The 14,442-nt window shown below is 41.0% G+C and carries 10 protein-coding genes; 7 read left to right on the top strand and 3 right to left on the bottom strand.

The window, feature by feature from the left end; translation table 11 throughout:
* The first annotated feature begins 19 nt into the window (after positions 1-19).
* From AC4CUY_RS15865 to AC4CUY_RS15845, 5 genes are all read left to right on the top strand, one after another.
* Entirely contained in the window at positions 20-505 is a 486-nt protein-coding gene (locus AC4CUY_RS15865) for a sigma-70 family RNA polymerase sigma factor (protein WP_004717675.1), read from the top strand.
* Between the two features lie 7 nt (positions 506-512).
* Positions 513-1,493 carry a FecR domain-containing protein gene (locus AC4CUY_RS15860; RefSeq protein ID WP_490774392.1) on the top strand — a complete coding sequence of 327 codons (981 nt, stop codon included), beginning with the start codon at positions 513-515 and terminating at the stop codon, positions 1,491-1,493.
* Positions 1,494-1,560: 67 nt separating this feature from the next.
* Positions 1,561-2,145, top strand: coding sequence for a biliverdin-producing heme oxygenase (locus AC4CUY_RS15855; protein WP_154130887.1), 585 nt, complete (start codon positions 1,561-1,563; stop codon positions 2,143-2,145).
* On the top strand, positions 2,142-2,606 hold the full coding sequence (locus AC4CUY_RS15850; protein WP_336951967.1) for a YbaN family protein: 465 nt from the start codon (positions 2,142-2,144) through the stop codon (positions 2,604-2,606). The genes AC4CUY_RS15855 and AC4CUY_RS15850 overlap by 4 nt, the downstream gene beginning before the upstream one ends.
* Before the next feature lie 78 nt (positions 2,607-2,684).
* Positions 2,685-5,393, top strand: a complete 2,709-nt coding sequence (locus AC4CUY_RS15845; RefSeq protein WP_336951965.1) for a TonB-dependent receptor — start codon at positions 2,685-2,687, stop codon at positions 5,391-5,393.
* A gap of 220 nt (positions 5,394-5,613) precedes the next feature.
* Here AC4CUY_RS15845 and AC4CUY_RS15840 read toward each other — a convergent pair whose 3' ends face one another.
* The 3 genes from AC4CUY_RS15840 to AC4CUY_RS15830 are packed head-to-tail and all read right to left on the bottom strand — an operon-like array spanning position 5,614 to position 10,244.
* Positions 5,614-8,703 (bottom strand): MexW/MexI family multidrug efflux RND transporter permease subunit, encoded by a 3,090-nt coding sequence (locus AC4CUY_RS15840; protein ID WP_490774391.1) that lies wholly within the window; start codon positions 8,701-8,703, stop codon positions 5,614-5,616.
* 12 nt (positions 8,704-8,715) lie between these two features.
* Positions 8,716-9,819 carry an efflux RND transporter periplasmic adaptor subunit gene (locus tag AC4CUY_RS15835; protein ID WP_490774390.1) on the bottom strand — a complete coding sequence of 368 codons (1,104 nt, stop codon included), beginning with the start codon at positions 9,817-9,819 and terminating at the stop codon, positions 8,716-8,718.
* Complete coding sequence (locus AC4CUY_RS15830; RefSeq protein ID WP_419359795.1) at positions 9,816-10,244, bottom strand: DoxX family protein; 429 nt, start codon at positions 10,242-10,244, stop codon at positions 9,816-9,818. Before AC4CUY_RS15830 ends, AC4CUY_RS15835 begins: the two co-directional genes overlap by 4 nt.
* A gap of 290 nt (positions 10,245-10,534) precedes the next feature.
* Between AC4CUY_RS15830 and soxR the strand changes: the two genes are divergently transcribed.
* Positions 10,535-10,996 (top strand): redox-sensitive transcriptional activator SoxR, encoded by a 462-nt coding sequence (soxR, locus tag AC4CUY_RS15825; RefSeq protein WP_004823478.1) that lies wholly within the window; start codon positions 10,535-10,537, stop codon positions 10,994-10,996.
* 272 nt (positions 10,997-11,268) lie between these two features.
* A complete protein-coding gene (locus tag AC4CUY_RS15820; RefSeq protein ID WP_490774389.1) occupies positions 11,269-14,430 on the top strand; it encodes a type VI secretion system Vgr family protein in 3,162 nt (1,053 codons plus the stop codon).
* Positions 14,431-14,442 lie beyond the last annotated feature (12 nt).

Below are 14,442 nucleotides of genomic sequence, written 5' to 3'. Positions count from 1 at the left end.
ATTCTCATTCTCTTTAAACATGTCTGATCCTATTAGCACGCTATATCGTCATCACCATTCTTGGTTATATCAATGGTTAAAACGTCGCCTCAACCATAGTGAAGATGCCGCTGATTTAGCCCATGATACTTTTCTGCGTATCTTAAAGCGTAAAGATGAATTGTATTTTGATCAGCCGCGTGCAATTTTGACCACTGTTGCCAAGGGAATCTTGATTAATTGGTATCAACGTAAATCGATTGAAAAAGCCTATTTAGAGGCGCTTTCAAGCAGACCTGAATATGATGAAATTACACCTGAGCAAAAAATATCGGCAATTGAATCTTTATGTTTGATTAATCAATTACTCAATCAATTGCCTGAGCGCCAGCAACAGGTCTTTATTTGGTCACAATTAGAAGGGCTGACTCAACAGGAAATTGCAACACGCTTAAATATTTCTACCCGAACCGTGATGCGTGATCTGGTTTCAGTACTGAGTCAATGTTTAGCTGTTATGGATTAATGCCTGCATGTTGCATGATCAAATTTATCAAGAAACAGCGCAATGGATCATTAAAATCCAACACGCACCATTGAATGAAACTGAACAGCTTGAATTTGAACAATGGAAACAGCAAAGTTCCCAACACCAAGCTGCATGGTCTAAAGCCGAACGCTTATTGTATAGCCTTGAGGAATTTCCCAAAGATGGGCAGCAGCTGATTCAGCAAGGCAAGAAAAATGCCCAATTTAATTTAAACAAACAACTGGTGCTTGCCTGTTTACTCTGTTTTGGCAGTGTCATGCTATGGAACTCGGATTATCGCTATAGATGGTTATCGGATTATCGTACTGCGGTGGGTCAGCAGAAACAGGTTGAGCTGGAAGATGGGACACAACTTCAATTAAATACTCATACGGCTTTGGACGTGCGTTATACAGCGCAACAACGTATTGTAAAATTACATTATGGCGAAATACAAATACGTACGGGCAAAGAAAAAAATCATGCTTATCGCCCATTCTTGGTCGAAACTGAATCGGCAAATCTGCAAGCGCTTGGCACTGTATTTAATGTTCAGTATTTCAACAACAGTGAAAAGCAAACCTGTCTAGGCGTCATAGAAAGCGCAGTGAAAGTCAGTTTGAACCAGTCCAAACACACTAAAATTGTCCATGCTGGTGAGCAGCTATGCTTTGATGATCGCAATTTTAAAGCATTACAAAGTTTAGATCCGAATATATTGGCATGGAAAAACCACATGGTCATGGCTTTTGAAATGCCGTTGGAAAAATTGCTTCAAGAGATTGGGCGCTATCAACACCAATATATAGATATTGCCCCTCAATTGAAGTCGTTAAAAGTTTCAGGTTCATATCCAGTCAATGACTTTGGCACCTTACAAACAGCATTGCAATTCAGCTATCCAATCAAAGTAGAACGTTATTTCGGGGATCGTGTGTTGAGTATTCAGCCTAAAGCTGAAAATCAGAAAAGTAAAAATAATTAAGAAATGATGTCAGTTTTTACAGACAAGGCGGGTAATACAGTTAAACCAAACAAACTGGAGAAAATTGATGAGCACCTCATTCACACTCAACCGCCTTGCATCTCGTTTAAAAACAGAGACAGCCAGTCAACATGAATATATGCATCAATTAATGGAAAAAGCCCAAGTATTTAAAGACGTCGCACATTATGCAAAATTTACTTTGTCGCAGTATTATTTTCAAAAAAATGTCGAATATTTATTTCAACATCCCAAGGTTGCAGACTTGATTTCTGATTTAGATATTCGTGGGCGTTCGCAAGCAGCTTACTTAGATCTACAAGACCTTCAGATCGAACCAGAATCGTTGGCCTTGGTTACTGAAAAGATCGGCTTTCCTGAAGCGCTGGGTTGGATCTATGTATCTGAAGGTTCTACGCTGGGTGCAGCATTCTTATTTAAACAAGCGCAACAAAGTTTGGGGTTTTCCGCAGATTTTGCTGCGAGAAATTTAGCTGCCTATCCAGAAGGGCGGGCCAAAGTCTGGAAACACTTTATTGAGGAACTTGATCAGGCTGACTTTACTCAAGATGAGCAAGATCGCGTCATTTACGCTGCTCAACAAGCCTTTGATTATTTTGGCGCATTATTAAAAGACATTCATTCAACATGAAGAAAGCGTCTTCTGTCAGCAATCACACCCAAGGCAAAGACTTAACGCTGTTAGCGTCTTTGCCAGTAACGCCATCCGCAAATTTACATTCATCCTCAGTGGTGCGTGTGATCTGCATCATCTTGGCAATTTTATGTCTTGTTCTCGCTGTGGTGGGCATTGTATTGCCGGGGATCCCAACTTTTGATTTCCTCTTTTTAGCAACGATTTTTGCCTCAAAAGGTTCAGCACGCTTGCATTGTTGGTTACATCAAAATCGTTATATTGCAATGTTGCTCGCACAGTATCGTGGCGGTTTTAAACAGATTTCGCGTTCACGTAAATGGATGATGACATTGAGTATTTTATTCGGTACGACCATGTTAATGGTGTCCTCACTGCATTTGCACTTAAAACTTAGCCTGCTGGTCATTTTGCTGATTGGGTTGATCGGGATTTGGACCAGACCAGAAAAAATATAAATTTTCATGTCATGTTTTAACAATTCACTGGGTAATGATTATTGAAAATGAAAATCATTCACAAGTGTGGGCGTTCCTATGAAGTTTAAAAAACAAACTCTAGCCATGTTAATACAGTGCTTTTGTATCAGTGGTGTTTATGCACAAATGACTCCAAATGTTTCAATGGCAGCGAAAAAAGCGCCAGAAAAATATTATCAAATTTCAGAGAATCAGTTGGGCTATGTGTTATCAAGTTTTGCAGCACAGTCGGGTATTGCCTTAAGTTATGATGCAAATATTTTAAAAGGGCTAAAAAGTAAAGGAATTACCGGGCATTATAGTGTAAAGCAAGGCTTCGATTACTTGCTTGCAGATCACCCTTATCGGGTAGAGCAGCAAGGTTCGACTTATGTCTTAATTGCTAAATCTGGCTCAGTTAAACCGAATACAGAGAAAAACACTGCGATTGCAAATACAAGCACTCCGTTAAATAACCCTTCGCTTTTCAATAATACGGACAGTGATGTTGTTACGCTTCCTCAGATTAAAGTCAATGCTGTACAACAAAAACAAAAGGTCAATACAACACAGCTGAATCGTGAACACATTAGCCGATTTAGAGGCACGGGGAATGGCGATGTGTTTTCTGATATCGCTGGCGTGCAAGTCAATAGCCTACGTAACGAAGCGGGTGCAATTGATATTGGTATCCGTGGAGTACAAGGTGAGGGACGTGTCCCTGTAATTATTGATGGTAGCCTACAATCCAGTCATACCTTTCGAGGCTATCAAGGAGAGAGTGACCGAACTTATATCGATATGGATTTGATTAGTCAGATTGAAGTCGAAAAAGGCGCATCGCGAGCGAAATTTAGTGTGGGCGGTATTGGCGGAATCGTGAAAATGCGTACACTCAGTGCAAACGATATTTTGCTGCCTAATCGTCAATCAGGTGTCATGCTAAAAGGCAGTTTTTATAACAATAACAAAGCACCACAGACCTCAGATAATGAGCGTGAGCAGATGTCTTATCTGCTTCGTAATAAACTGTCCTCGAATAATTTTCAAAATGGCGCTGGCACAATCGCTGCTGCTTATCGGAATGATGTATTCGATCTGGTGGCTGCTTATAGTAAACGGGAAGTCGGTAATTACTATGCTGGAAAACATGGCATTGATTATTATGAAGCGCGAGATATTGTTGATGTTGGACCCGGTCAAGAGGTGGTAAACACCAGTTATAAAAGTGATTCAGGCATCATCAAAGCGGGTATGAATATTACAGACGAACATCGTGTTGAAGTGAATATGCGCCGCCATATGCAAAAAGCGGGTGAGGTCATGGCTTTTTATTGGAATAGATCGCAAGTGATTGATCCCAACTCTCCACCTTGGGGATACATCGATGGTGATTATGTTCTACCCAAATATATAGAGGGCGCATATACCATGCCACAATGGTCCCTTGGAACCGCAGCGATTAATGCATTCAGTGCCAACTATACCTATAAGCCCAAGAATAATCAGTGGTTTGATTTAGAGTTAGGGGTTTGGCATACCAATGCCAAATATCGCCAGCACAATGGTATGCTTGGTATTGCGAATTCACAGTATGGTGATCAATATTGGGGGAGTTTTCAGGACTACCGTAGCGGGATTAATTTAGAAAATACCAGTAAAATTGATGCTTTAACCTTGAATTATGGTCTGACATATGATGAGCAACGGATGAAGCCACAAAATCTTATTGATAATGAAATCGCACGTGATGGATTACGTCAGGAATCCTCTCTATTTCTCAATGGCGATTATCTCTTTAAAGATTTTACTTTGAGTTTAGGCAGCAAATGGCATAAGGCAAAAATTAAGGATTATGGAGACCAGTATGTCGCAATGAGACCGGTCGCCAATTCAGATTTAAATGACAAAGGCTATGCGCTTCGAGACTATGACGGAAAGATCGACTGGATGGCGCAGCTGAATTATCAGTTGCTGAATGGTATTGATGTCTATGCAAAACTTTCCAATATGTACCGCAGTCCAAGTTTGTTTGAATCGACAGTTTCCAAACAAACCTTTAGTTATGATCCAGATTTGCCGATTAAATCAGAGAATTCTCGTCTTGTTGAGTTTGGCTTTATTGGGCACAACGATAACGTTTTCACTGAAGCAGATCAGTTAAAATTCAATATCAATTATTTCCGTAATCAAACCCAAAATTTCCTGACCCAAGGAGTACAACGTAAAGATATTGTTAATGAGATTACGCCTGATTTTATTTTGCCTTATACCACCTCCTATACTTTCCTAAATTATGAGCAAGTTGTATTGAAAGGTTTAGAGTTTAGTCTTGCTTACCATCATCCAAGTTTCTTTGTAAACATGAATGGAACTTTATATCAAGCACCGAAAGTATGCCCAGCGACGAAAGATGATTGTAATGAGGTCGGTGATTCTTGGAGTTTGATTTCAACACGCTTGCCACCACGTAAACTTTTTAATATGAGCTTAGGCAAGAGTTTGTTTGAAAATAAACTTAATGTGGGGGTACGTGCTAGATATCATTCTGAAAAGAAAAATCCTAAAGGTTGGTTACAGGGTACAGGGGTGAGTGGGCGTGCGGTGACCGAAATTTCTTCGGAAACCTTAGTTGATATTTTTGCGAGCTATAAACTGAATCCAAATCTAAATCTCTCGTTTAATGTTGATAACTTAACCAATCGTTATAACTTTGATCCTGGTACAGTGATTGGTATGCCGATTCCCGGCCGTACCATCAAAGCAGGGTTCGAAATGAGATTCTAGAATCATAAAACAATCAAATCGGCAAAACTCAACTGTAAAAATATGAGTGAACCATGTCGTTAAAAATCAGTCGCTTTAAATCAGTGGTTAGAATCACGCATTAAAAAATTGATAAAGTTCTATAGATATAGAACTTTATCAATAAAAAATTATATTCAAGCGATCTGATCATACACAGAAGCTTAGACAGCAGCATGCTGGATGTTCAACCCATTCAACGTCATGATTTTTGCTCATGTTGGTCAATCTGTTGTAGCTCGTGTAAACGGCTAGAGTGAAGGTCTTGATTGTGTTGACGAGCCAACAGACTGTAAATAGTAGGTAAGACAAAAAGCGTAAAGAAGGTCCCGATCAACATACCACAAACAATTACAAGCCCTAGACCAAAGCGACTATGTGCGCCAGCGCCTGTGGCAAAAAGAAGAGGAATCAGCCCAAACACCATTGCCGCCGTGGTCATCAAAATTGGACGTAAACGAATTTGAGCAGCTTTTAGAATAGCCGCTCGCCGATCTAAACCTTCATGAACTTGTAATTCATTGGCAAACTCAACCATTAAAATACCATGCTTACTAATCAGTCCAATCAGTGTGACTAAACCAATCTGAGTGTAGATATTGACTGTGGCAAGTCCAAAAGCCAAGGGGATTAATGCGCCACAGATCGACAGCGGAACCGTAATTAAAATAATAAATGGATCCACTAGGCTTTCATATTGAGCGGCTAAAACCAGATAAATCACAATCAGCGCGGCTAAAAATGCAAACATCAAAGCGTTACCTTCCTGTACATACTGACGTGCATCGGCTTGCCAGTCGTAACTAAATCCAGTCGGTAATTCAGAGGCAGCCTGTTTCAGAAAACTTAAAGCTTGACCTAAGGAAATCCCAGCGGCGGGGATTGCCTGAAAAGTTGCAGCATTTTGTTGATTAAATTGAGTGAGTTTATTGGGTTCTACCTGTTCACTTAGACTGACCACAGTCGATAAGGGAATCAGTGTACCTTGGTCGGTACGAATAAACTGTCGTGTCAGTGCTTGAGCTGTCAAACGTTGTGTATTGATGCTTTGAGGAATCACATCATAGGCACGACCTTGCATACTAAAACGATTGATATAATTCTCACCAACCAATGTCGCCAAGGCTTCGCCGATATCTTGCATACGAATACCCAGACTATTGGCTTTGGCCCGGTCAACCTCGATTCGAATCACGGGGTTATTAAAGTCGAGATCACTGTCGACCACCACAAAAAGGCCACTTTCACGGGCTTTTTGCTTGATGTTCTGCATCGCCTGATAAATGGTTGAATAGTCTTGTGCACTACGTAACACCATTTGTACGGGTAAACCACCTGTTGAACCGGGAAGCGCAGGATTTTGGAATACAAAAATACTGCTGCCTTCTACATCACCAACTTTGGCTTGAAGTTGCTGTTGAATTTCATCCGCAGAATGCACTCGCTCAGACCATGTGGAAAGGGTTGTTCCACCAAAACTTGATGCAGGCCCATCTGTACCATTAATAATCCACGTGGTACTGGTTTCAGGGAAAGTCCAGAAGATTTCATCAAGTTTTTGATTAAAGTGTTCAGCATAATTCAGATTGGCATGTTGTGGTGTTTTGATGGCTGCCAATACACTGGCTTGATCTTCATTGGGCGCCAATTCTTTTTGAGGAAGTTGGTAAAGCAATGGAAGGCTAATAAAAATAGCGATCGCAAAAACCACTGTGATCCAACGATGATGTAAGGAAAAATTGAGCAATTTACTGTAAAGCTGAGTCAAATGTTCAAAGAACCATTCGGCTGCTTTTGCCATTTTACCTTCTTGCTGTTTGGATTGAAGTAGAAATGAACTCATAACAGGAGACAGGGTTAAGGCAATAATCCCTGAAACCAAAACTGCGCCCGCTAAAGTAAAAGCAAATTCTTTAAATAAGGAACCAGTCAATCCACCCATTAAACCAATCGGAGCATACACTGCGGCCAGTGTAATGGTCATTGCAATTACAGGGCCTGCGACTTCTCGTGCCCCGATCAAAGCTGCTGCAACTGGGGGTGCTCCTTCTTCAATATGCCGATGGACATTTTCAACCACCACGATTGCATCATCTACAACCAAGCCTATGGCGAGTACCATGGCTAAAAGTGTGAGTAAATTGATGCTAAAGCCACATAACAGCATTAAACCCAAGGCACCTAACATTGACAGTGGAATTGTCACTACAGGGATCAAGACACTACGTAAAGAACCTAAACACAGATAGATCACCGCAATAACAATAATCAGCGCTTCGATAAAAGTATGTAAAACTTCATCAATAGAGGCATCAATAAAACGGGCTGTTTCATAGGCAAGATTAACTGTAACCCCCGGTGGCAAAGTTTTTTTGATCTCAGGCAATTTATCTTTAATTCCCTGTACGATCACCAAGGGGTTGCCTGTAGGCGTCGCTTGTAGACCAACAAAAATTGCAGGTTTACCATCCATAGAGGCACTTGTTTCTGTCGAAGCAGCGCCAAGTTCAACTGTTGCCACATCTTGTAGACGAATTAGATTTTGAGCATCATTGCGTATCACCAGATTTTTAAAGTCCTGAATACTGGTGAGATCTGTGGAAACATTGACATTTGAAACCACCAATTCGCCTTTGACCTGACCCGGTGCGGCTTGATAGTTATTTTGACGGATCGCATTGGCGACATCGGCGGCAGTTACCCCACGACTGGCCAAACGATCGGCATCCAACCAAATCCGCATAGCCAAACGCTGACTGCCATAGGTCTGTACCTTAGCAACGCCATCAATGGTAGACAGCATGGGCTCTACCACCCTAGACAAATAATCGGTTAATTCAGCCAAGGACAGTTGTTCGCTGGAAAATCCGATATAGGCAACATCGGTAGATTCACCTGAAGAACGTTCAATGACTGGATCAAATGCCTGTTCTGGTAGTTTGTAACGGACTTGATTAACCTTTGCCATCACCTCTGTTAATGCTTGGGTTGAGTCACGATTTAATTGCATGCGTAAGGTTACAGCACTACGACCTTGTACAGTAGAAGAACTGAGATAGTCGATGCCTTCTACCGAAGACACTGCTTGAGCAATGGGTTGGGTGACAAAACCTTGCATAAGCTCAGCAGATGCACCGGGATATTCTGTATTGATACTTATCGTTGAAGTTTCAAGTAAAGGATACTGTCGGATAGGCAGTTTATTCAGGGAAAACAAGCCCGCCAGCAAGATCAAGGTGCTGACGACCAAGGCCAATACAGGGCGTTTTACAAAAAGGTCAGTAAATTTCATTCGCTTATCTCCCTAGACTTTGGGCTTGATCGAGGAAGGTTGGGGATGCTCAAGTGTATTTATGGTCGGCTCAACTTGCATACCATCACTTAATTTAAGTTGTCCTGATACAACAACTTGATCACCTGCTTTGAGCCCAGATTTGACTACAACTTTGGCTTGATGGCGCTCACCGAGCACTACCGCCACACGTTGCACAATCAGCTTGTTATGGTCTTGTTTTGCAAGGAAGACAGTATTGCCATAAGCCGTATAGGTAATTGCAGTTTCAGGAACGACCAAGCTTGGGCGTTCAGATTCTTGGATGTCTAATTTGGCATACATGCCCGGTTTTAACTGTTGATCATGGTTATTTAAAATTGCTTGCCCCTGCACAGTTCGCGATGTTGTGATCATCGGTTCGATTGCACTGACCACAGCTGTAAAGGACTTTTCAGGAAATGCATCAATTTTGAGTTGTACAGATTGTCCGATTTTTAACCTTGATGCCAATTGTTCATCCAATGTGAAATTGGCAAGAATTTGTCGAAAGTCGACCAGATTAGCAATACCAGTGCCTGCCTCTAAATATTGTCCTTGATGTACTTGGCGTATTCCCATGACACCAGAAAAGGGGGCTCGAATCGCTTTCTGTTTTATGCTGGCTTGTAGCTGTTGGATTTCTGCACGCGTCATATCTCGATCAGCCAATGCGGTATCCATTTCTGCCCGTGAAATCGCATGACTATCAATCAGAAGTTTGGTGCGGTGATAGGCCATTTCGGCTTGTTTCAATTTGGCTTGCAAGCGACCTAATTGAGCTTGTTCCACATCGGTATTGAGTTGAACCAGTATTTGACCTTGTTGAACAGCTTGTCCAGATTGGAAATAAATCTGTTTGATCATACCTGTTGTTTCTGTAGACACTTTGACTTGTCGGATTGCTTCCAACTCACCAATACTGGAAAGTGTCTGTGGAATACTTTGTTCGACCACTGAACTCAATGCCACTTTGACTGGAGGATAAGCGCCAGATTGATGCGTTTCACTGGAACGAGAATTTAAATAAAAATAGATTGCGACACCCACGAGAATTAAAATGGTCGTGATTAGAAAAAGCCATTTGTTGTTTTTCATGCGACAACTCCAAGGTTGCGGAGTTGTTGTCGAAAATGACTGGCAATGGTCAGCGCTAAAAGACCGCCAATCACTGAAATATGTTCAAGTGCAAAGTAAAAGGCGATATTGGCTTGAAGACCAGTCATGCTCCAAAAGTGATGCACAATCACAATTGTCAGTGCTAAAAATACGGAAAGAATCAGTGTGCCAAACCACATATGTCGCTCAAATAAAATACAATAAGCGCCCACAAGTAGAATCAACGCAGAAGCATAGTTAAATAACCACGCAGGCTCTAGACCAGCCGCCTGCATTTCCAAAAATCCTGTTTCAACAGCAAGAATTTTACTAAGTCCTGAACTTAGAAACAGAAGCGCAAGACAACATCTGCTGATGGCCCACAGCCATTGGTTTTCTAAACTTAATTTAATGAAATATGGCATGAGAATATTTCCTGAAGAAATAAGACTGGATGATTAAAACCTTTAAAATGAATAGCTTGTTGTTACTCGTAACAGCTGTGGCAAGCAGTCTAAAACCTCAAGTTATATTTAGGTCAATGGGCTTTGATCAGAAAATTTGTAGAGGGATAAGATTTTTATAATGGCTTAAATTGGCGATAACGTTTTTTGTATTTTGAGTTGTAATGATGAAAAGCCATGGCAGCTAAGATCAATTGACAAATGTACTTTGCTGAATTATAAAACCTCAAGTAATGTTGAGAAATATCAAAATGCAGGCAGAAGAAAAAATTGATTTTAATCGAATGATGACAGTAGGAGAGGTGGCTAAACGGAGTGGTGTAGCCGTTTCAACCTTGCATTTTTATGAGTCGAAAGGACTAATTAAAAGTATCAGAACAAATGGAAATCAGCGTCGTTTTCCATCAATTGTCTTACGTTATATTGGAATTATTAAGGTTGCACAAAAAGTCGGAATTTCTCTGGAAGAAATTAAAAATGCATTAAGTGTTTATCCTATGGGAAGCAAATTAACCGCAGAACAATGGTCAGTGTTATCATCGCATTGGCGTAAGGATTTAGATGAGCGTATTCAAAAACTAACACGTTTAAGAGATGAAATGGATTGGTGTATCGGTTGTGGTTGTTTATCTCTAAAACAATGTCCTTTACGTAATCCAGAAGATGTATTGAGACACGAAGGATCTGGTCCCCGTATTTTAGAGCGTGAATAAGAACCCAATATTAATATTGGATACGTTTGATATTTTAGCTTTTTATCTTGAGCTGTTGATCACTTATGTTTGATGAAAAAACTCTAAGCGCGCTTTCAAGCTTTTAATCAGTGCAAATGACCATTATCAATAATGATATTGAGCTAAAACGGGCATATTCAAAACCAAGTCAGTGTTGTGTAAATAACCAGTAATAAATAGACAGGTCTGTATAGACAGTCCGCCTAACTTTTTAGTAGAATACATCACAATTTAAAATTAAATAATAATGCATGTCTAACAATATTTACGCTGCTTTGGAGCAGCTTGGCTTATCAGCACAAAAACGTGCGATCCACGTACAATTTTCTAATTCGGCGTTGAGCCAACAAGTGTTCCTACAACGTATCGATGGAACACATCAAATCAATGAGGGTGTTCGGCTCCAACTCATCTGTCTTGCAACGTCAGCAACTATCCCTTTAAAAAGCTTTATTGGAACGCAAGCTGCAATCGATATTGTCACAGATAAATCTGAATTAACCCGTATTTCAGGAATTGTGACCCAAGCCGATATTGGCGCATCTGATGGTTCTCTTACCATCTATCGTTTGACTGTAGAAGACCCAACAGCACTTTGGAAACACCGTAGAAACTCTCGAGTATTTATGAATAAGTCGGTTGTGGATGTGATCCAGACCGTGTTCCAAGAATGGGTACGACGCAGCCCACTGTTTGCTTCAAGTCTGACATTAGATAAGAGTGGACTGAGCAAAGACTATGATGTGCGCCCATTCATTATGCAAGCATCTGAAAGTGATTTTGACTTCCTGACCCGTTTGATGAGAAGTGAAGGGATTAACTGGTTGATCGATGAAGCTCAGCTTAAAGTATCGAGCTCAACAGAACAAATTCAAGCACAGAAGCTTCGTTTAATCGATGACAATTCACAATTTAGTGCCTTAGAACGCCGCAATATTCGCTTCCATAGAAGCAGCGCCGTAGAAAAAACTGATTCAATTACCAATTTTATTGGTCAGCGTTCCATTCAACCGACTTCGGTGCATATCCAGCGTTGGCAAGCTGATGTACTGGATATTGATGAAGGCGCTGGCAGTGTCCAAAGTAAACACAGCCATAGTGAAAATTATGACAATGCCAGTCTAGCTTTAGAACAAGCATGGCACTTTAGCCCTGCATGGATTCAAGACTTGAATGGTGAAGATGGTGCAACGCCATCGGGCAACAGTCAGATTGAAAAGTTTAACCAAAACCTCAGCAACTATTATGATTCACAAGCCAAACAATTTACAGCAACGTCAACAGTGCGCGATGCACATGTTGGTTATTGGTTTGAACTAAATGAACATCCTGAGATAGATCAACACTCAGGTGCAGACAAAGAATTTTTAATCACGGCTAAAAGCTTTTATAACCAAAATAACTTACCTAAAGATCTCACCGATCAAGTCACCGCTTTAGTCCAACAAAGCAATTGGCAAACAAGTCAAATCACCAGCAACACGAGTGATGAACGTCAAGCCAGCAATTTAACCATTCAACGTCGTAACATCAGCACGGTTCCAGCCTATAACCCATTACAACACCGACCGATTGCATCTCCACAGCGGGCCAAAGTAGTAGGGCCAAGTGGAGAAGAAATCCATGTTGATGAATGGGGGCGTATCAAAGTTCGCTTCTTGTTTAGCCGTAATGAGGACAACACCCATGATGGCGGTGCGGGTTCCAATGATAACGATACAGATTCAGCTTGGGTCGATGTCCTGACCCCATGGGCAGGCGAAGGCTATGGTGCGCGGTTCTTACCGAGAATCGGTGAGATTGTCGTGATTGACTTCTTTGATGGCAACATTGACCGTCCCTTTGTGGTTGGGCGCATCCATGAAGCACAACGTCATCCAAGCAAGTTTGATGACAAAGGCAAACTGCCTGACACCAAGAAACTGGCAGGAATAAAAAGTCGAGAGTATCAAGGCAGTGGCTACAATCAACTGAGGTTTGACGATACTACTGGCCAAATCAGCAGCCAGTTACAAAGTAGTCATGCCGCCAGCCAACTCAACTTGGGCAAACTGAGTCATCCTAAAGACAAAGCAGAAAGTGATGATCGTGGTGAAGGTTTTGAACTTCGTACTGACCAATGGGGGGCCGTTCGCGCAGGGCAAGGTTTACTGCTTTCGACCTATAAACAAGACCAAGCCAAAGGTGATCACCTTGATTCAGAGCTTGCCAAAAAGCAACTTGAAGGCAGCCAGACCAACAGTAAAGCCTTAAGTGATATTGCCAAGAATCAAAAGACGGATGAAATAGAATCGATTGAGCAACTAAAAGAATTTACAGAACAGCTCGAGCAAAAAATTGCTAAATTTAATAAAGCCTTACTTTTATTAAGTTCACAAGATGGGATTGCCTTAAGTACCCCAGAAGATATTCATATCTCCGCAGATTCGCAGATCAATCAAATTGCAGGCGATAGCATCAACTTGAGTACGCAAAAGAATTTGATTGCACACGCGCAAAACAAACTCAGTTTATTTGCTGCTCAAGGTGGCATTAAAGCTATTGCAGCGCAAAGTAAAGTCGAGATTCAAGCACAGTCCGATGCTTTAGATGTATTTGCCAAGCTGGGGATTAACATTTCATCTACTGATGACAAAGTTGTGATTAGTAGTCCTAAAGAGGTTGTGATTACAGGTGGTTCATCGCAAATTGCACTGAATAATTCAGGAATTTTCCCAAAAACAGGTGGGAAGTTTGAGGTGAATGCTGGACAGCATGTGTTTCAGGGCGGGGCAAGTGTTAGTGCTAAATCTAATCTACCACCACCACCGAAACGTGCTTCAGGTATTTTGGAGTTATTACATGATTATTCGCATGGTGAATTTGTTAAAGGGGCTGGTTATACAGTCACAGACACTTTGGGCAAAGTTGTCAATGGGAAGTTGGATGATAAAGGTTTTGCGCGTGTTTCAGGTTTAGCGACTGGTTCAGTCAAAGTTTTATTTGAGCCTGATCCTCGTGATCCATGGGATGAATCGAGTGATTTTAAACGTAAAGTAGATTGGCCAAATAAAAATGATGAAGAAGGGAATATTGGTATTCAATCTGGTACTAAAGGTTTAACGGATACTTTGAAAAATGGTTTTAAGCAATTGAGCCAGCTTACGAGTAATGTTAAATCGGTACAACAAAAAATTGAATCTGTTAAAAAGTTGAAAGACCAAGGTGCGAAAGCTTTATTACCAATGGTGATGCAACAGGTGGCAGGCTCAAGTGAGATTACAAATTTAAGTCAGTCGTTTGGTCGTAGCACAGGTTTTGTAGCATCGGATCAGCAAAGTAATCCATTAAGAACATTAACACAGTCTTCTCAGCCGAATATAAGCAACAACATTACATCTAATATTCAATCACCATTTAAAACATTTTTATAATTAGAGAAGAAC

Source organism: Acinetobacter sp. 778_lipA (assembly GCF_058242985.1).
Note: the sequence above shows the minus strand (reverse complement) of the source record. Positions and strands in the feature narration are given on the sequence as shown.

Bases quoted from the DNA above. Each gene is read 5' to 3' on its own strand.
- AC4CUY_RS15830 (WP_419359795.1), bottom strand. From the start codon at position 10,244: ATGCCATATTTCATTAAATTAAGTTTAGAAAACCAATGGCTGTGGGCC.
- AC4CUY_RS15850 (WP_336951967.1), top strand. From the start codon at position 2,142: ATGAAGAAAGCGTCTTCTGTCAGCAATCACACCCAAGGCAAAGACTTA.
- AC4CUY_RS15840 (WP_490774391.1), bottom strand. From the start codon at position 8,703: ATGAAATTTACTGACCTTTTTGTAAAACGCCCTGTATTGGCCTTGGTC.
- soxR (WP_004823478.1), top strand. From the start codon at position 10,535: ATGCAGGCAGAAGAAAAAATTGATTTTAATCGAATGATGACAGTAGGA.
- AC4CUY_RS15835 (WP_490774390.1), bottom strand. From the start codon at position 9,819: ATGAAAAACAACAAATGGCTTTTTCTAATCACGACCATTTTAATTCTC.
- AC4CUY_RS15845 (WP_336951965.1), top strand. From the start codon at position 2,685: ATGAAGTTTAAAAAACAAACTCTAGCCATGTTAATACAGTGCTTTTGT.
- AC4CUY_RS15855 (WP_154130887.1), top strand. From the start codon at position 1,561: ATGAGCACCTCATTCACACTCAACCGCCTTGCATCTCGTTTAAAAACA.
- AC4CUY_RS15860 (WP_490774392.1), top strand. From the start codon at position 513: ATGTTGCATGATCAAATTTATCAAGAAACAGCGCAATGGATCATTAAA.
- AC4CUY_RS15865 (WP_004717675.1), top strand. From the start codon at position 20: ATGTCTGATCCTATTAGCACGCTATATCGTCATCACCATTCTTGGTTA.
- AC4CUY_RS15820 (WP_490774389.1), top strand. From the start codon at position 11,269: ATGTCTAACAATATTTACGCTGCTTTGGAGCAGCTTGGCTTATCAGCA.